Below are 17,734 nucleotides of genomic sequence, written 5' to 3' on the forward strand. Positions count from 1 at the left end.
GTCCAGCGGCCTCGAAGGAATAGCGAACGCACGCCCTTCACAGGGCCAGCGATAGCTGTGATGTTGCCCCGCAGGAATTCTCTTGCCCTGTGATCGCCGATGTGGACCCCGCCTGAACCGCCGCCAAACGAGGGCGCGCGACTTGCCGAGCTCAACAACCTGGGTCTTCTCGATTCGCTTCCCGAAGAACGTTTCGACCGCATCGCACGGCTCGCTGCACGCTTCTATGGAGCTGACGTTGCATTTCTCAGCTTCATCGATGGCACGCATCAATGGATGAAGGCCAAGACGTCGGCCGACCTTCATGATTTCATCGAACGAGACCGAAGCGTTTGTACCCTGGTGGTCTCCTCGGGCACCGAACTCGTCATCGACGACATGCGCACGGCGCCGGAACTGGCGGGGCATCCGCTCGCTGGCGACATGCCCTGGCGCTTCTATGCGAGCGTCCCCTTGCGCGGCGAGCACGATCATATCGTCGGATCGCTCTGCATATTGCGCTCGGATCCGGGAGCGCCTCCCGAGTTCAGCACGGACATACTTTGCGATCTCGCCGCGATTTCGAGCCATGAGATGATTCTTGCGAAGCGAAACGCCGAGCTTCGCCGGATCAGCAATACCGACGCGCTGACCGGGCTCGCCAATCGGCGAATGTTCGATGAGACGTTGCAGCGCGCATGGCGTCGCGCCCGCCGCACAGGCGAAGAGGTGTCGCTGCTGATGCTGGACCTCGATCACTTCAAGGAGGTGAACGACTCGCTTGGACATCATGCCGGCGACAGGGCGCTTGCAACCTTTGCCGACTTTCTCTCGCCATTCGCCAGACGCCCCGAAGACCTCGTTGCGCGCGTCGGCGGCGAGGAGTTCGCCGTTCTGCTCTCGGGCACCGACGCCGTCGGCGCCGAGACAGTCGCGCGGCGCTTGCTGGAGGAGCTCGCGGATGCCGACATCCCGCATCCACGGCGCGGAAGACTGACCGTCAGCGTCGGCGTCGCGACATTGTCGGCGAGCGAGGCTGTCGATGACTGGCGAAACCGGGCTGATAGCGGGCTCTACGCCGCCAAGACGTCCGGAAGAGCCGCGGCGCGGGTGGGATAGACGCCGATTGACGAAGCTTTTGGGCCGGACAACGCGCCGGGCTGATGGCCCGAATGTCCGCCCCCGTCGTCAGGACTTGCGTCATTGAACCAACATCGCCACATCTTGGCCGTTGGGGAAGGATGAGGCCGATGGCGATTTACCGCGCATATTTCATTTCAGGTCCGGCACGATCGAGCTGGAAGGATCGCTTGCGGCTCGTGGCCGCCGCGGTCGCCGGCATCGTGATCCTCGCCTCGGCGCTGATCCTCTCCGTAAGCCTGCTGCTGGTGCTGATTCCAATCGGACTCGTCGCCTATCTCTTCCGTGGCCGGATCCTGCGTGCTCTGTTCCGCCGGGCGGGAGTGGAGATGCCGACAGCCGCTGCTCCCGAGCCGCCGCCTCGTCACGGCACGGACGGGGTGATCATCGAGACGGATTATACCGTCATCGATAGGACAAACGATCGCAGCTAGCCGATTGGCAGGAAGGCGAGGCGGAAACTTTTGCCGTCCCGCGCATTTCCCTTCCAGAGAAGGAGAGATGCCATGACCGAATTCGCGACCAAGCGGACTGCCGATATCAACGCCAGCCAGAAGCTCGATACCGTCGAGGCCCGCCAGGCGGTCGCGCCGCATCGGCTTCGTTACATGCTCGTCTTCGGCACCGTCGGCGCCATCGTCGCATTGGGGGCGATCTGTCTTCTCTTCCTCGCGGGATGACCGCCGACCGGAGCCGGGCGACGTCGCTCAGGGCTGCGCGTTGAGCGTCGAGCCGACTTCCTCAGCCACGCTTTCGCCCTCGGGCGTGCCCACGCGGCGCTCCTGAATGAGGATGTACAGACCCGAGGCGACGACGATCGCGGCACCGACCAGCACATGCAATTCGGGATGGTCGCCGAAGAAGATGTAGCCGAACACCACGGCCCAGAGCAGCATCGTATATTGGTAGGGGACGACGACCGAGGCCGGGGCGAGCTTCAGCGAACGATTGACGCAGAACGCGGCGATCATGGCCGCGATGCCGACCATCGACAGCAGGCCGAAATCCGTCAGGGTCGGCGTCACCCAGTCGAGGGGCGCGAGGATGAGGCCAGCGATGAGCGCAGCTCCGGTCGAGAAGGCGAGCAGCGTGCTGTCGGGCGAACCGCGCAGCTGACGCGTCACAATCATCAGCACCGAATAGAGAAAGCTGCCGGTCATGGCGATGACCGCCGGCCAGGAGAGGCTCGCGGCGGACGGTTTCAGCACGACGATCACGCCGACGAAGCCGACCAGAATCGCGATCCACCGGCCGCGATCGATCTTCTCCTTCAGCACCAGCGCCGACAGGGCCGCAACGAATACCGGCGAGGCGAGGTAGAACGTCATGACGTCGGCGAGCGGCAGATAGCGGACGGAGGCGTAGAACATCGCCACCTCCGTGGTCGCCAGCACGATGCGGAAGACTTGCAGGCCGGGGCGTGGCGCGCGGCGCAGTGCGGCGATACCGCCATCGCGATGAAGGAACGGCACGAGCGCGATCATCGCCGCCAGCGAGCGGAACAGCAGGACTGCACCCACGGAATAGGTGTCAACCAGCCACTTGCCAAGCGCGTCATTGGCCGAGAAGATGAAAATGCCAAGCAGCATCAGGCCGATGCCGGCCATCCTCGGGGAAAGCCGTCGGCCGCCGCGGGTAGAAGCGGTGGGATGGGTTGTGATTGTCATGGCCGATGCGATCGCGACGGCGGCAGAATGCACAATTTAGCGGCGCATACAATTGTCCTTCCGGGCAATATTTATGCGAGCATCGTGATTCAACCGTCACGGGAGCGTCATTCACGTTCCGTGACGAGTTTTCATTTGATTTTTCGTACACGACCCCGCATATAGCGAAGGATGATCATCGTGATCGCGCATGCTCCATGCGACACTGTCCATGGTTCGAGCCCGCAACTTGCGGGGCACGACGCCGTCCTCTGACTCCTTCGCGCGTGGGTCACGACTTCAGTTCAGGTGCCGGATGGCGCTTGCGAAATTAGGCTATTTTTCTTGAATCCATCGAATAATTTTGCGGATTTGGCTCTTGCCGAACCGCTGCTGCGTGCTCTAGCCGCGGCGGGCATGGTCGTGCCAACGCCGATCCAGGCCCAAGCCATTCCGGCACTGCTCGAAGGTCGCGACATGCTGGGCATCGCCCAGACAGGAACCGGCAAGACGGCGGCGTTCGGCTTGCCGCTCCTCCAGCACCTTTCCAAGCGTGCGGACGGTCTCGAAGCCAAGAGCGCCCGCGCGCTCATCCTGGCCCCGACCCGCGAACTCGCGATCCAGATCGATGTCGAACTGCGCAAGTTCGCGAAGTTCCTCGGCATTCGTCATGCGCTCGTCTTCGGCGGCGTCGGCCATCAGCCGCAGATCCGCGCCATGGAGAAGGGCGTCGACATTCTGGTTGCGACGCCGGGCCGACTGCTCGACCATATCCAGGCGAAGGCGATCCGGCTCGACCGCGTCGCCCATCTCGTCCTCGACGAGGCGGATCGCATGCTCGATATGGGCTTCGTCCGCGACGTCATGAAGATCGTCGCCATGCTCCCGGCCCAGCGGCAGACGCTGCTGTTTTCGGCGACCATGCCCGACGAGGTCGCCCAGCTCTCACGCAAGCTCCTCAAGGAGCCGATCCGCGTCGAGGTGACCCCCGAAGTCGTGACGGTCGAGCGCATCGAGCAGAAGCTCTACCGCGTCGCGACAGCCGACAAGCGCCACTTCCTCATCGACCTGCTGTCGGACGCCGCCATGGAGCGGGTGATCGTCTTCACCCGCACCAAGCACGGCGCCGACCGCGTCGCGGAGCATCTTGCAAGGGGCGGCGTCGCGACGCTCGCCCTGCATGGAAACAAGTCCCAGGGCGCCCGTCAGAAGGCGCTCGCGGGCTTCAAGGACGGGAGCCTTCGGGTTCTCGTGGCGACAGACATAGCGGCACGCGGCATCGACGTCGCCGATATCACTCATGTCGTCAACTTCGACCTGCCGGACGAGCCGGAGGCCTATGTCCATCGCATCGGACGGACGGCCCGGGCTGGTCGCAGCGGCATGGCCTACTCCCTCTTTGACGCTGGCGAAACTGCGCGGCTGAAGGCGATCGAACGGCTGATTCGCCGTCCGATCCCCGAAGTCGCGACGAATTTCAGGCCTTCCATCCCGGTCGCCCGCCCCGCGAAAGATAGTCCGCGCGGCGAGCTTTCGGCTCGGGAAGGGCAGCCGATGCAAGAAAAGAGCAAGAAAAACCGGTGGCGAGGTCAACAACGCCGCCGCGCCGCTTGACGACGGGGTCGTCGACGGCAAAGTTCTCTACCGCCAGACTGAAGGAGATTTCCATGGCGACGGGTACGGTGAAGTGGTTCAATGCGACGAAGGGCTATGGATTCATCCAGCCCGACCAGGGCGGTCAGGACGTGTTCGTTCACATCAGCGCAGTTGAGCGTGCTGGTCTGTCGACGCTGCGCGATGGCGCCAAGATTTCCTATGAGCTCGAGACGGATCGCCGCGGCAAGACGTCGGCGACGAATCTGAAGGTCTCCTGAGGAACCCCATGGCGAAGGAAGAAGCGCTCGAATTCGAGGGAACGGTCGTCGAGGTTTTACCCGACGCGAAGTTCCGGGTTGAACTCGAGAACGGGCATGTCGTCGTCGCCTATACGGCGGGCCGGATGAAGAAGAACCGAATCAAGACCCTGGCGGGTGACCGCGTCACGGTCGAGATGACGCCATACGATCTCGATCGTGCACGGCTGGTCTTCCGGCACAAGGGCGACTCGGTCGCGCCGCCCTCGACGAAGACGCCGTTTCGCGGTGGAGCGATGCGACGTCGCTGATTCCGACGCTGGAATTTCGGCCTGGCGCGATTTTGTCGTGCCGGGCCGTCCTTCCGGCGAGGGCATTGGTTCGCGAAGCCAATACCCCTCTTGCGCTACTAGTCGGAAGGCGTTAATAATTGCTTCGTCCGGTGGGGTTCTGTTGAACGTTTCCGGATGTTGGTTAGAAATGTACTAAAAGTTGTCGTCTTCGTAGTTGTGTTGGTAATTTATGAGTTCGGGCGCGTTTTGGTCCGGACAAAAGGTTATTCGATTGAAGTTTAGTCCCACCGCCGGCCTTGTGCCGGCGGTTTATTTTTGGGGCCGACATTCGCGGCGGCTCTGCGGTCGGCCGGCCTTCCGACCCGGTTGACGGGGTTGGATCTTGAGGCTGGCAAGCCGGCCCGAGTTCTGCATAATCTGATGCGAAAACAAAGAGATAGATCGTCAATCCTCCATTCAAGAGGGCCTATGGCGATCAAAGTTAAGCCTCGCGGTGTGGAGAGCGCTTCGAGCCCTCCGATTGGTCAAGGCCTCCGCTAGCCCCCTATCGTTCCAGCATTCGACGCCGCTTGAAGTGGCTGCGACCGGTTCGCTCCGGATCGCGATCCGGAGATTTCCATGTTCAAGGCCCTTCGCAATCTCCTGGCCGATTTCGGCGGCGACAGCCAGACACGGCATTTTCGCGAGGACGATCACCGCCTCGCGGCCGCGGCGCTGCTTTATCACGTCATCGCCGTGGACGGATCCGTGGATGAGAGCGAGCGCGTACGCCTGCATGGTCTCCTGAAATCGCTTTACGCGCTGGATGATGAGGAGACGGATGAGCTTGTCCGCGACGCCGAGACGGCCGACCAGGAGGCGGTCGACCTTTACCGCTTCACCAGCCTGTTGAAGGATCGGCTCGAACTCGCCGAGCGCGAGCGCGTCGTCGCGATGATGTGGGATCTCGTCTATCGTGACGGCGAGTTGCACGAATTCGAGGACAATGCGATCTGGCGAGTTGCCGATCTGCTCGGCATTTCGAACCGCGACCGCATCCGCCTCAAGCAGGACGTGCGCAGCCAGGCCGTCAAGGACGCCTGAGACGCGGCCGGCGCGACCATTTGTGTCTGGCGCGATATTTGCGTTAAGTTTCTCGCCATGTTGCCGCGCAACGCACCCCGCAAGCTCCCCGTCCTGATCGTCCTGCATCAGGAGCACTCGACACCCGGCCGCGTCGGACAGCGGATCGAGGCGCGAGGGCACCGCCTGGACATTCGCCGCCCCCGGTTCGGCGATCCCCTGCCGACGACTCTGGTCGATCATGCAGGCGCCATCATTTTCGGCGGGCCGATGAGCGCCAATGACGACGAGGACTTCGTCCGCCGCGAAATCGACTGGCTTGCCGTGCCTTTGGCCGAGCAGGCGCCTTTTCTCGGCATATGCCTTGGTGCCCAGATGCTGGCCCGTCATCTCGGCGCCCGGGTCGGCCGCCGCGAGGATGGCCTGGTCGAGATCGGCTACTACCCCCTTCACCCGACGAAAGCGGGAAGCGAACTCTGTCCGTGGCCGGAGAAGGTCTATCAGTGGCACGGCGAGGGCTTCGAGATTCCCGCCGGAGCCGAACTTCTGGCCACGAGCGAGCTTTTTCCCAACCAGGCCTTCCGCTACGGATCGTCAGCCTTCGCCTTCCAGTTCCACATCGAACTGACGCTCGCCATGATGCATCGCTGGACCACGCGCGGCGCCGAGCGCTTCGGCCAGCCGGGAGCCCAGCCGCGCCATCACCACCTGGAGGGGCGTGCGCTCTACGACGCACAGAGTTCGGCCTTTCTCGATGCCTTCCTAGATGGGTGGCTTGCTCTGCCGCCGGCCCGCGCTGGCCGATCGGTTGTCCTCGCCGCGGAATAAGCGGTCTCGCAGTCTGCAATTCCTGTTGCAGAATGCAATGCGCGCTTCGTGAATCAGCTCTTAACAAGTTCTACATATTGCGGTTTCGGAATCGTCTTACCTCCGCATCTAGCGACATGGGGAGCCTTTGCGCGTGGCAAGGGGATTGCGACAGGGTTACCAAGCTGACCTTCAGGTTTTGCGTAGTCAGCGAGAATCGGACGGAGAGGGGGATTCAACCGAGACCCCCGGGCACCCCCTCTCCGCACCGACCACTTGCATAGATTCCGAACAGCGGATTGAGTGGAGGCGCGGCGGAGTTCTCCGGCTGCAGCCCTGCCACCGGATGATCCGCCGATGATGCTGCCTCCCGATCCGAAGGCCTTTGCCGCGGGCCTCGCCTGCTGGAGCCGGCCGGTCGACCCTGAGCCCCTGCCGGGTGGCCTCACCAACACGAATTTCATCGTCGAGGATGATGGCCGCCGCTATGTCGTCCGCGTCGGCGGCGATATTCCCGAGCATGGCATCGTCCGCTCGATCGAGCTTGCCGCCAGCCAGGCCGCGGCGGCCGCCGGCATATCGCCGATCGTCTATCATCATGAGCCCGGCGCCCTGGTCATGGATTTCATCGAGGGCCGGACGCTCACCCCCGAGGACATAAGGGATCCGCGCAACCTCGAACGACTGGTGCGGCTCATCCGCCATACCCATCGCGACATACCGCGCTTCTTTCGCGGGCCGGCCCCGATGTTCTGGCCGTTCCAGGTGATCCGCGACTACACCCACACGCTGGAGGATGGCGAAAGCTACCATCTGCCGATGCTGGTCCGCCTGCTCGACGCTGCCGACCGGCTGGAGGTCGCGGTCGGGCCGATCGAACTCGTCTTTGGCCATAACGACCTGCTCGCCGCCAATTTCATCGATGACGGGATGCGGATCTGGCTGGTCGACTGGGATTATGCCGGCTTCAATTCGCCGCTCTTCGACCTCGGTGGGCTCGCTTCCAACAATTCCTTCCTGCCGGCCGAGACCGAGCAACTGCTCGAACTCTATTTCGAGCGCCCCGTCGACGAATCGCTTCGGCACAAGGCTGCGGCTATGACGGCGGCGTCGCTGCTGCGCGAGAGCATGTGGAGCATGGTGTCCGAGATCCATTCGACGCTCCATTTCGACTATGCCGCCTACACCCAAGAGAATCTGCGCCGCTTCGACGTGGCGCTCGCCGCATTCGACGCGCTGGACCGCTGAGGCCAATCCTTCATGAGTGAAATTCCCTCCGAGGCCCGGATCGTCGTCATCGGCGGCGGCATCGTCGGCTGTTCCGTCGCCTATCACCTCGCCGCCATGGGCGAGAGCGAAGTGCTGCTGCTGGAGCGCGGCAAGCTCACCTCCGGCTCGACCTGGCATGCCGCCGGGCTCGTCGGCCAACTGCGCACCTCGGCCAACATCACGCAGCTTCTCGGCTATTCCGTCGCGCTCTATGACCGGCTGGAGGCCGAGACCGGGCAGGCGACCGGCTGGAAGCGCAATGGCGGATTGCGGCTCGCCTGCAATGAAGAGCGCTGGACCGAGGTGAAGCGGCAGGCGACGACGGCGCGCTCCTTCGGCCTGGAGATGGAGTTGCTGTCGCCGAAGGAGGCGCAGGATCTCTGGCCGATCATGCAGGTTGAGGACGTCATCGGCGCCGCCTTCCTGCCGACCGACGGCCAGGTCTCGCCTTCCGACATTTCGGCAGCCCTCGCCAAGGGCGCCCGCATGAAGGGCGCTATCATCCGCGAGGGCGTCGCCGTCACCGGCATTCGGATCGAGGACGGGCGCGTCACGGCGGTGGAAACCGACCAGGGGCTCGTTGCCTGCGGCAAGGTCGTGATCTGCGCCGGGCAATGGTCGCGCGAACTGGGCCGTATTGCCGGCGTCAATATCCCGCTCGTCTCGGTCCAGCACCAATATCTGATCTCCGAGCCGGTACCGGGGGTGACACCGGGCCTGCCGACGCTCCGCGATCCTGACCGCCTCACCTATTGGAAGGAGGAAGTTGGCGGCCTCGTCATGGGCGGCTACGAGCCGAACCCGAAGCTCTGGGACGTCGATCCTCTGCCGGCTAACTTCGAATTCCAGCTGCTCGACAACGATCTCGACCATTTCGAGCCGCTTCTCGAACAGGCGCTGGGCCGGGTGCCAGCGCTCGGCGAGGTCGGCATCCGCCAGTTCATCAACGGCCCCGAGAGCTTCACGCCCGACGGCAATTTCATCCTCGGCGAGGCGCCGGAGGTGAAGGGCGTGTTCGTCGGCGCCGGCTTCAACGCCTTCGGCATCGCGTCGGGCGGCGGCGCCGGCATGGCGCTGGCCGAATGGGTCGCCAAGGGCCGGCCGCCCTTCGATCTCTGGCCGGTCGACATCCGTCGTTTCGGCCGCAATCACCACGACCTTTCCTGGATCCGCTCGCGGACGCTCGAAGCCTATGCACGGCACTACACCATGGCCTGGCCATTCGAGGAGTTTGAAAGCGGCAGGCCGCTACGCCGCTTGCCGCTCTATGACCGGATCAAGGCGGAAGGCGCGTGCTTCGGTGAGAAGCTCGGCTTCGAGCGCGCCAACTGGTTCGCAGATATTGGCGCGGGCGAGACGCCCGAGGACCATTATACCTATGGCCGGCAGAACTGGTTCGAGGCGGTCGGGCGCGAGCATCGCGCCGCGCGTGAGGCCGCCGTGCTGTTCGACCAGAGTTCCTTCGCGAAGTTCGAACTCACGGGGCGCGATGCCGAGTCTGCACTTGCCTGGATCGCCGCCAACGACGTGGCCAAGCCCGTCGGCCATCTCGTCTATACGCAGATGCTGAACGCGGCCGGCGGCATCGAGGCCGACCTGACCGTCGCCCGCCTGGCGCCGGACCGCTATTACGTCGTCACCGGCACAGGCTTTGCGACGCATGATTTCCACTGGATATCATCGAACATCCCCGAAAGGCTCGACGCGCGGCTCACCGACATCACGTCGCAGAACGCGACCCTGGTGTTGATGGGACCGAGGGCGCGCGACATCCTTTCGAAGCTGACGCGCGACGACATCTCGCACACTGCCTTTCCCTTCGCCCGTGCCCGGCGCCTTTCCATCGCGGGCTGTCCGGTCCTCGCGCTACGCGTCACCTATGTCGGCGAACTCGGCTGGGAGCTGCATGTACCGGCCGAATTCGCGCTGACGCTCTATGATGCGCTGATCGAGACCGGCCGGCCGCTGGGCCTGAAGCTCGCCGGCTACCGCGCGATCGAATCGCTGCGGCTGGAAAAGGGCTACCGCGCCTGGGGCGCCGAGATCGGGCCGGACCATTCGCCGCTCGTCGCCGGGCTCGGCATGTTCGTCAAATTGAAGAAGCCGGTTCCCTTCCTCGGCCGCGCGGCGCTGGAAGCGCAGGCCGCCAAGCCGCTGCCACGCCTGCTCGCCGCCTTCACCACGGAGGATCCCGACATCGTCCTCCTCGGGCGCGAGACGATCTACCGGAATGGCGAGCGGGTCGGCTGGCTCGCCTCGGGCGGCTATGGCTATACGGTCGGCAAGCCGATCGGTTATGGCTATGTCCGCCGCGCCGCGGGCGTCGACCGCGATTTCGTTCTCTCCGGCCGCTTTGAGCTGGAAGTTGCCGGCGAACGCGTCGCCGCCGAAGTCCATCTGGATCCGCTCTACGATCCCGAGGGGCTTTGTATCCGCGCCTGAGACGATTTCACCGGGGGCTGACGGCGGCAATATTGACCTGCGTCATTGACAGATCGTGCCGTCCTCATATGTGTTCGGATCAGAAATCGGTAATAATCACTTAGAGTTATTCCAATGTATGACGTCACGCGGCGCCGGTTCCTGCTGACGGCGGGCGCTGGCGGACTGGCCTTGGTCTCGGGCCTTCCCCGCCCCGCCCGCGCCGACAGCGCGCCGCTCGCGCTCTATAATGGCCAGCATCGCCCGCCCGTCGAGGCGCTGATCGCCGCCTTCACCAAGTCGACCGGCATCGAGGTGACGGTCCGCCATGGCAACAGCGCCCAGCTCGCCAGCCAGATCGTGGAGGAGGGCGCTCACTCCCCCGCCGATCTGTTCTGGTCGGAGGAGAGCCCCTCCCTTGTCGCGACCGCCCGGCGCGGCCTGCTGGCGCCGCTCGATCCCGAGACGCTCCAGCAGGTGCCGGCCATCTTCTCGGCCAAGGACGGCACCTGGATTGGCGCCACGGCACGCTGCCGCGTCGTCGTCTACAACAAGTCGATGATCGACGCCGCCGCGCTGCCGCCTTCCGTGCTCGATTTCGCGACGGAAGCCTGGAAGGGCAAGGTCGCCTATGCGCCGAATTCCGGCGCCTTCCAGCAGCAGATCATGGCCGTGATGATCCTCAAGGGCCGTGACGCGGCGCTCGCCTGGCTGAAGGGGCTGCGCGATTTCGGCGAGGTCTATAATTCGGATTCGGCCGCCGTCGAAGCCGTCGAGGGCGGCGATATCGCTGTCGCGCTCAGTAACAACTACTATTGGTATGCGCTCGCCCGCGAGATCGGCGAGGCCGACATGAACTCGGCGATCTACAATATTGGCCGCGGCGATCCAGGCACGCTCGTTACCGTCTCCGGTGCGGGCGTCCTGAAGAGCGCGAAGAACGCGGAAGCCGCGCAGCGCTTCGTCGCCTTCATGGTGAGCGAAGAGGGGCAGAAGACCATCGTGGAAGCGATCGCCGAATATCCGCTCCGACCCGGCGTCACCTCGCCCTTCCCGCTCGCGCCCTTTGCCGGGCTCGACCCGGCACCGGTGACGCCCGATCAGCTTGGCGACGCGGAGGCGGCGCTCGACCTGCTCCGGGAGGCGGGCCTCGCTTGAGTGACGCGCTCGGCGATATCGGTTCGGGACTTGCCGGCGGGGCGCCACGATCGGCGCGGCGCATCGCCCTCGGACGGCCGCCGCTGCTGCTGGTCATGGCGGCGCTCGTCCCGACGGCGCTGATCCTGCTGCCGATCGTCTATGTCGTGCTGCGATCCTGGAGCGCCGGCTGGTATGCGATCGGCGCGGAACTCGTCCGGCCGCGCACAGCTCTCCTCTTCTGGAACACGACGGTATTGACCTTTGCCGTCACCGGCCTTTCCGCGGTGATCGGCTTTACAGGGGCTTGGCTGACGGAGCGCTGCGCGTTGCCGGGCAGGGCGATCTGGCGCATCGCCCTGTCGCTTCCCCTCGCCATGCCTGCCTTCGTCGCCAGCTTCGCCTGGAAGTCGCTCGGCTCGGAATTCCAGGGGCTCGGCGGCGCCATATTGATCCTGACTCTGGAGAGCTTTCCGCTGATCTATCTGCCGCTCGCCGCAGCCCTGCGCTCGATGGATCCAGCGATGGAGGAGGTCTCGCGCTCGCTCGGCCGCAATGGCCGCCGCACCTTTCTCGCCGTCGTGTTGCCCCGCGCCCTGCCGGCGCTCGGCGGCGGCGCGCTGCTGGTTGCGGCGCATATGCTGTCGGAATTCGGCGCGCTTGCCATGCTGCGCGTGCAGACGCTGACGACGGCGATCTTCCAGCAATATGAACTGCAATTCGACAATGCGACCGCGGCGGTGCTCTCGGCCGTCCTGATGCTGCTCTGCCTGCCGGTGGTGCTGGGCGAGATCGCGCTGCGGCGCGGCCAGCGCGTTTCCAAGGTCGGGCGCAACACGGCGCGGCAGCGCTCGCCCGTGCCGCTTGGCCGTCTCGCACCGGTTGCGCTTCTGGGTCTTGTCGCGCTGACTGTGCTGTCGCTTGGCGTGCCCTTCGGCCGCCTGGTCTATTGGCTGATCGTCGGCCTCTCGGCGGGGCGCGGCATCGATACGATCCTGCCGGCACTGGGCGGCTCTTTGTCGCTCGCCATCGCCGGAACCTTCGTGACGACGCTGGTCGCGCTGCCGCTCGTGCTTCTGAGCCTCAAGAGCCGCGGCCTCTTCGTGCGCATCGCCGACCGCCTGCCCTATGTCGTCCATGGCCTGCCGGGTCTCGTCGTCGCGCTGGCTCTGGTCTATTTCGCCATCCGGCTCTTTCCGGCGATCTACCAGACCGCTTGGGTCCTGTTTGCTGCCTACGCCATCCTGTTCCTGCCGCTGGCCCAGTCGGCGATCCGCGCTTCGGCCGAGCTCGTCCCGCGCGAAATCGAGGAGGTGGCGCGTACGCTGGGTCGCGGGCCGATCGCCGCCTTCGTCAGCGTGACGCTCCCGGCGCTGGCGCCGGGTCTCGGCGCGGCACTGGCCCTCGTGGCGCTGGAACTGATGCGGGAACTGACCGCCACGCTGATCCTGGCGCCCACCGGCGTCTCGACGCTGGCGACCGAGGTCTGGTCGCATACCAATGACGGCGCCTATGCCGCCGCGGCGCCCTTTGCAGCGCTGCTGGTGCTGATTTCCGGCCTGCCGGTCTATTTTTTTACGCGTCGCACCCTCACGGCGATCCGCCGCTGACGCCTTATCTTTCAAAAGCATAACGACGATCTACGACAGTCCGTCGGCTCGCTCCGCCGGCGCGGCAAAGTCTCGCCGCAATTCGTGTGCATAAAGCCCACGGTATGCGTAGCGAGCTGGCTCGACAACCTAAGCGTCGACTTGGCTCCGATGGAATAACGCTCGATTTTATAAATCGTTAATGGGAGATATTCACGCGGATACCAAAGCGGCGGCGGGGCAATACGGTCTAGGTCAAATAGAGAGCGATCTCATGAAACACTCCGTCCAGTTCGCAGAGCGCGAAAAATCAACCGAATACTTCGACGCGCCGCGGCGCGCGGCCGAAACGCGGCAAGCCGCTCCGACCAATCCTTTTGCTCGTCCAGAACGAGCCGAACGCGACGGGACGGCGCCGGCGCCCAATCCAGCGGAGCCCGATGAAACGGCGACGGCCTCGCTCGACGAGCTCGTCTCTGAGCTCGAAGCGGCGCTGATGGCCAATCTGCACTCCGTTTCCGCCATGCTCGAAGCCGAGCCGCCGGCCCGCAACGAGCTTGAGCCGCCTGCCAATGAGGAAGAGACGGTCGATGCCGAGGCGCTGCAGCGCTTGATGGACAGCATCCGCCAGCCCGCGCCGAAGCGCCCGACCGAAGAGAGCCACGAGGAGTGGATCCTCCGTCCCACATCTCCCCTGCCGACGGCAGACGGCAACGCCGACAAACGGTCGCGGCGAGCAACCGCCCGCCCGCCGGAGCGACGCGAGCCGGCGGGACGTCGCCTGCAGAGCAGCTTGATCGTCGGCGCGGCCCTCGTGGCGCTGGCCGGGGGCGGCGCCTTCATGACGGTGCAGTCGGTCACGGCCCATGACAACACCGAGCCGGCATCGACGGCCAATGTAGCGGCCGCTGCATCCACCCTCGAACCAGCGTCCGAGCAGGTCGCTGCCCCCGCAATCGAGCCCGAGGCCGCCGCACCGGCGCCCACCGTCGCTAAAGCTGAGGATCGGGCTCCGGCCGAGACGATAGCGGCACCGAAGGAGCCGGCGGCGCCCGTCCGCAGCTCCGCTGCCAATCCCGAACCTATTGCAGCAAGCGATGCCAGCCCGCGCGGCGATCTCGGCTCACTGCCTGAAGCGGCGACGCGTTCGGCGCTTGGGCTTCCCGAAGTTGACGCCCCGGCTGCCGCACCCGCTCCCGAGCGGCTCGCTTCCGCCGATGTGCAGACCACGGTCCCGGGAGCTGCGCCGGAACCGGTCAAGCGCAGCCTCGGCACGATGGGCGCCGGACCAGCCAAGATCACCAGCAGCGTCAAGCTGCGCAGCAATCCCGACAATGGCGCGCCGGTGATCGGCGTTCTTTCAGCCGGGACCGATGTCACCATCGTCGGCTGCAAGGGCTGGTGCGAGGTGACGGCGGGCGACAGGCGCGGCTTCGTGTTCCAGCGCTTTCTGGCCCCCGCGAATGCCGGCTGAGGCGAACCGGTCCGTCTCGCCAGCGGCAATCTCGCGCTCGATTTCCCGAACGATCGCCATATAGGCGGTCGCTGCCGGCGAGCGCGAGCGCCCTCGGCGGGTGATGAAACCGTAATTGAGCCGCAGCCAGGGAACGTCGACAGGAAGGATGATCAGCTGGCCGAGTTCGACCTCGCGGCGAATCTGAAGCGGCGCGGCGGCGCCGAGGCCAATCCCCGAGGCGATGATGTTGCGGGCCGCTGTAAAGGTTTCGACCGTGATCCGCGGCAGGAAGCGATCGCGCACGAGATCGAACGTGCCGAAATGGCCCTCGGTTCGCGGCAAGGCCGCGCTGATCCGGGCCGGCGTCGTCGGCCCGACCCAGGGATAGTCCAGAAGATCGTCGAGCGTCAGCGCAAGCCGCGCCGCCAGGGGATGGCTGTTGGCGCAGTAGAAGCGCAGCGGCCGGGTCGACAGCGGTTCGACCTCCAATTGGAGCTGCTGGCTCGCCTCCGCGATCTCGGCGAGCGCCAGGTCGGCTCTTCCGGCGGCGACGTCCTCGACGGCGCGGGTCCAGTCGACGATGTCGAGACGGACCGCGAGCCCCGGATAGAGCGAGGATAACCTGCCGATCGCCTGTTGCCCGGAAATCTCCGCCGCATAGGGCCCGGCGACGATCGTGAGGTCGCCGATTTCCAGCCCCTTGGCGAGCGCGATCTCGCGCATCATCCCGGCAAATTCGTCGATCACCCGCTCGCCATGCCGCAGGATGATCCGGCCGAACAAGGTCGGCGTGACCCCGTCGCGGTCGAAGAGCGGCACGCCGAGATCGTCCTCCAGATATTTGAGACTGCGCGTCAGCGCCGGCTGCGACACGCCGAGTGCCGTGGCGGCACGCCCGAAATGCCGGTGCTCGGCGAGCGCGCGGATCAGTTCCAGATGTCTAATCGAGTGCACGATAACACGCTGTTATGGTCCGATACCGCCAATGGTATTGGACGACCGCATTTCTATAGTTCAGTCTGATCGCAATCTGGGCGCGGCGCAATCGCGCGACAGTAGATAATCGGGAGGGACAATATGGCCTGGAAGTCGAAAGCGCTGGTCTCGCTTTGTACGGCGACCTTATTTCTATCGGGCAGCGTGGCCTTTGCAGCAGAGACGGTCAAGAAACCCAATATATTGGTGATCTGGGGCGACGACATCGGCGGCTTCAACGTCAGCGCCTACAATAACGGCATGATGGGCTACAAGACGCCCAATATCGACAGTATTGCCAAGGAAGGCGCGCTGTTCACCGACTGGTACGGCCAGCAGAGCTGCACAGCCGGTCGGGCAGCGTTCATCACCGGCCAGTCGCCGATCCGCACCGGCCTGACCAAGGTGGGCCTGCCGGGGGCGCCGGAAGGGATGCAGACCGCCGACCCGACCATCGCGACCCTCCTGAAGCCGCTCGGCTACGCGACCGGCCAGTTCGGCAAGAACCATCTGGGCGACCGCGACGAGATGCTGCCGACCAACAATGGCTTCGACGAATTCTTCGGCAATCTATACCACCTGAACGCCGAGGAGGAACCGGAGAACGTCGACTATCCGAAGGACCCCGCCTTCAAGGCCAAGTTCGGACCGCGCGGCGTCATTCACTCCTGGGCGCTTCCGGATGGAACCCAGAAGATCATCGACACCGGCCCACTGACCCGCAAACGCATGGAGACGGTCGACGAGGAGGTCACCAAGTCGGCGATCGAGTTCATGAACAAGTCCCACCAGGACGGCAAGCCGTTCTTCGTCTGGTGGAACTCGACCCGCATGCACGTCTTCACCCATCTGAAGCCGTCCTCGGAGGGCAAGACGGGCCTCGGCATCTATGCGGATGGCATGGTCGAGCATGACGGCATGGTCGGCGAACTCCTGGCCGAGTTGAAGAAGCTCGGCATCGAGGACAACACGATCGTGATGTACTCGACCGACAATGGCGCCGAGACCTTCACCTGGCCCGATGGCGGCACGACCATGTTCCGCGGCGAGAAGAACACCAACTGGGAAGGTGGCTACCGCGTGCCGTCCGTGATCCGCTGGCCCGGCGTCATCAAGCCCGGCACTGTGGTCAACGATATCACTGCCCATGAGGACATGCTGCCAACGCTCGTCGCCGCTGCTGGCAATCCCGACGCCAAGCAGCAACTGCTCAAGGGCGAGACCATCGGGGCGCGCAGCTACAAGGTCCATCTCGATGGCTATGATCTCGCGCCCGCGCTGAAGGGCGAGGCGGCATGGCCGCGCAAAGAATTCATCTATTGGACGGATGACGGCAGCGTCGCGGCCCTGCGCTACGACAATTGGAAGGTCACCTTCCTTGAGCAGGACGCGCTCGGACTTCGTGTCTGGCAGGACCCGTTCAAGCAGCTGCGCGCGCCGCTCCTTACCAATCTCCGCATGGACCCGTTCGAGCGGGCGGAGGAGGAGAACGCGATGGGCTATCAGCGCTGGTACATGGACCGCATGTTCGCCATCGCCCCGGCCGGAGCCTATGTCGGCGCCTGGCTGCAGAGCTTCCGCGACTTCCCGCCGCGCCAGAAGCCGGGGAGCTTCAATCTGGAGCGCGTGATGGAGACCGTGTCCTCCAGAGTGCCGAGCGCCCAGTGAGCCCCACTTCGACCCTTGGCCTTCGAGGATGACGGCGCCCGCCCCCCGGCGGGCGCCGTTTTTCACCCATCCGGCCCGTTGAGACCCAGACGGTTGATCATATCGCAGACCGCCATCTTCACTTAAGCGGTTCTCGACCTTGTGCCGCTGGTGGGATTTTCCGGCTTTGGCTCGGCGGGATGCGGGGGTTGATATCCCTGGCTGCGAGCGCCTGCCGGGACCAGGCGCCGTCTTAGCCGCAATCGGAAATGACAGTCTTGGCCGGCGGGGAGACATCCAGCCCGAAGCGGGCGCTCTGGTGGTCGCGGATCTCACCTTCCGACAACGGCATGACGATGGGGCAAACACCGTGACGGCGTCGCGTGTGGAGCTGCCGAAAGAATTCGAAACACATCTTCGAACCGCTTGTTCGGCCCTGACTGCCATGTTCCTCGACCAC

At 64.7% G+C, this 17,734-nt stretch carries 16 protein-coding genes; 14 read left to right on the plus strand and 2 right to left on the minus strand.

Annotated elements, in window-relative coordinates; genetic code table 11:
• The first annotated feature begins 99 nt into the window (after positions 1-99).
• The 3 genes from OSH05_RS09240 (at position 100) to OSH05_RS09250 (ending at position 1,799) form a co-directional block, all read left to right on the plus strand.
• On the plus strand, positions 100-1,098 hold the full coding sequence (locus tag OSH05_RS09240; RefSeq protein ID WP_104219474.1) for a GGDEF domain-containing protein: 999 nt from the start codon (positions 100-102) through the stop codon (positions 1,096-1,098).
• A gap of 131 nt (positions 1,099-1,229) precedes the next feature.
• Positions 1,230-1,553, plus strand: a complete 324-nt coding sequence (locus tag OSH05_RS09245; protein WP_104219473.1) for a hypothetical protein — start codon at positions 1,230-1,232, stop codon at positions 1,551-1,553.
• A gap of 72 nt (positions 1,554-1,625) precedes the next feature.
• Positions 1,626-1,799 (plus strand): hypothetical protein, encoded by a 174-nt coding sequence (locus OSH05_RS09250; RefSeq protein WP_165801604.1) that lies wholly within the window; start codon positions 1,626-1,628, stop codon positions 1,797-1,799.
• Positions 1,800-1,826: 27 nt separating this feature from the next.
• On the opposite strand, the gene OSH05_RS09255 is transcribed toward OSH05_RS09250, so the two are convergent.
• Positions 1,827-2,786 carry a DMT family transporter gene (locus OSH05_RS09255; RefSeq protein WP_266352129.1) on the minus strand — a complete coding sequence of 320 codons (960 nt, stop codon included), beginning with the start codon at positions 2,784-2,786 and terminating at the stop codon, positions 1,827-1,829.
• 324 nt (positions 2,787-3,110) lie between these two features.
• On the opposite strand from OSH05_RS09255, the gene OSH05_RS09260 reads away from it, so the two are divergent.
• The 10 genes from OSH05_RS09260 to OSH05_RS09305 all read left to right on the plus strand — a co-directional run bounded on the left by OSH05_RS09260 (position 3,111) and on the right by OSH05_RS09305 (position 14,670).
• Positions 3,111-4,379: a DEAD/DEAH box helicase gene (locus tag OSH05_RS09260; RefSeq protein WP_266352130.1), complete on the plus strand. Its 1,269-nt coding sequence runs from the start codon at positions 3,111-3,113 to the stop codon at positions 4,377-4,379.
• Positions 4,380-4,432: 53 nt separating this feature from the next.
• On the plus strand, positions 4,433-4,639 hold the full coding sequence (locus tag OSH05_RS09265; protein WP_073053266.1) for a cold-shock protein: 207 nt from the start codon (positions 4,433-4,435) through the stop codon (positions 4,637-4,639).
• A gap of 8 nt (positions 4,640-4,647) precedes the next feature.
• Positions 4,648-4,929, plus strand: a complete 282-nt coding sequence (gene infA, locus OSH05_RS09270) for a translation initiation factor IF-1 (RefSeq protein ID WP_104219472.1) — start codon at positions 4,648-4,650, stop codon at positions 4,927-4,929.
• 600 nt (positions 4,930-5,529) lie between these two features.
• Complete coding sequence (locus tag OSH05_RS09275; protein ID WP_104219471.1) at positions 5,530-5,994, plus strand: tellurite resistance TerB family protein; 465 nt, start codon at positions 5,530-5,532, stop codon at positions 5,992-5,994.
• 57 nt (positions 5,995-6,051) lie between these two features.
• The gene (locus tag OSH05_RS09280) at positions 6,052-6,801 is read left to right on the plus strand and encodes a glutamine amidotransferase (RefSeq protein ID WP_104219470.1); all 750 of its coding nucleotides are present in this window, start codon (positions 6,052-6,054) and stop codon (positions 6,799-6,801) included.
• A gap of 342 nt (positions 6,802-7,143) precedes the next feature.
• On the plus strand, positions 7,144-8,028 hold the full coding sequence (locus tag OSH05_RS09285; protein ID WP_407660387.1) for a phosphotransferase: 885 nt from the start codon (positions 7,144-7,146) through the stop codon (positions 8,026-8,028).
• Positions 8,029-8,040: 12 nt separating this feature from the next.
• Entirely contained in the window at positions 8,041-10,491 is a 2,451-nt protein-coding gene (locus OSH05_RS09290) for a GcvT family protein (protein WP_104219468.1), read from the plus strand.
• A gap of 114 nt (positions 10,492-10,605) precedes the next feature.
• Entirely contained in the window at positions 10,606-11,628 is a 1,023-nt protein-coding gene (locus OSH05_RS09295; protein WP_104219467.1) for an extracellular solute-binding protein, read from the plus strand.
• On the plus strand, positions 11,625-13,217 hold the full coding sequence (locus tag OSH05_RS09300) for an ABC transporter permease (RefSeq protein WP_266352131.1): 1,593 nt from the start codon (positions 11,625-11,627) through the stop codon (positions 13,215-13,217). Before OSH05_RS09295 ends, OSH05_RS09300 begins: the two co-directional genes overlap by 4 nt.
• A 253-nt stretch (positions 13,218-13,470) precedes the next feature.
• Positions 13,471-14,670: an SH3 domain-containing protein gene (locus OSH05_RS09305; protein WP_165801603.1), complete on the plus strand. Its 1,200-nt coding sequence runs from the start codon at positions 13,471-13,473 to the stop codon at positions 14,668-14,670.
• Here the strand turns inward: OSH05_RS09305 and OSH05_RS09310 are convergent.
• The gene (locus tag OSH05_RS09310; RefSeq protein WP_104219465.1) at positions 14,557-15,606 is read right to left on the minus strand and encodes a LysR family transcriptional regulator; all 1,050 of its coding nucleotides are present in this window, start codon (positions 15,604-15,606) and stop codon (positions 14,557-14,559) included. The genes OSH05_RS09305 and OSH05_RS09310 overlap by 114 nt on opposite strands.
• 123 nt (positions 15,607-15,729) lie before the next feature.
• Here OSH05_RS09310 and OSH05_RS09315 point away from each other — a divergent pair, with 123 nt between their 5' ends.
• Complete coding sequence (locus OSH05_RS09315; protein ID WP_104219464.1) at positions 15,730-17,295, plus strand: arylsulfatase; 1,566 nt, start codon at positions 15,730-15,732, stop codon at positions 17,293-17,295.
• The last annotated feature ends 439 nt before the right edge of the window (positions 17,296-17,734 follow it).

It is taken from the genome of Kaistia algarum, assembly GCF_026343945.1.
Taxonomy (GTDB): Bacteria; Pseudomonadota; Alphaproteobacteria; order Rhizobiales; family Kaistiaceae; genus Kaistia; species Kaistia algarum.

Bases quoted from the DNA above. Each gene is read 5' to 3' on its own strand.
- OSH05_RS09240 (WP_104219474.1), top strand. From the start codon at position 100: ATGTGGACCCCGCCTGAACCGCCGCCAAACGAGGGCGCGCGACTTGCC.
- OSH05_RS09245 (WP_104219473.1), top strand. From the start codon at position 1,230: ATGGCGATTTACCGCGCATATTTCATTTCAGGTCCGGCACGATCGAGC.
- OSH05_RS09250 (WP_165801604.1), top strand. From the start codon at position 1,626: ATGACCGAATTCGCGACCAAGCGGACTGCCGATATCAACGCCAGCCAG.
- OSH05_RS09255 (WP_266352129.1), bottom strand. From the start codon at position 2,786: ATGACAATCACAACCCATCCCACCGCTTCTACCCGCGGCGGCCGACGG.
- OSH05_RS09265 (WP_073053266.1), top strand. From the start codon at position 4,433: ATGGCGACGGGTACGGTGAAGTGGTTCAATGCGACGAAGGGCTATGGA.
- infA (WP_104219472.1), top strand. From the start codon at position 4,648: ATGGCGAAGGAAGAAGCGCTCGAATTCGAGGGAACGGTCGTCGAGGTT.
- OSH05_RS09275 (WP_104219471.1), top strand. From the start codon at position 5,530: ATGTTCAAGGCCCTTCGCAATCTCCTGGCCGATTTCGGCGGCGACAGC.
- OSH05_RS09280 (WP_104219470.1), top strand. From the start codon at position 6,052: ATGTTGCCGCGCAACGCACCCCGCAAGCTCCCCGTCCTGATCGTCCTG.
- OSH05_RS09290 (WP_104219468.1), top strand. From the start codon at position 8,041: ATGAGTGAAATTCCCTCCGAGGCCCGGATCGTCGTCATCGGCGGCGGC.
- OSH05_RS09295 (WP_104219467.1), top strand. From the start codon at position 10,606: ATGTATGACGTCACGCGGCGCCGGTTCCTGCTGACGGCGGGCGCTGGC.
- OSH05_RS09305 (WP_165801603.1), top strand. From the start codon at position 13,471: ATGAAACACTCCGTCCAGTTCGCAGAGCGCGAAAAATCAACCGAATAC.
- OSH05_RS09315 (WP_104219464.1), top strand. From the start codon at position 15,730: ATGGCCTGGAAGTCGAAAGCGCTGGTCTCGCTTTGTACGGCGACCTTA.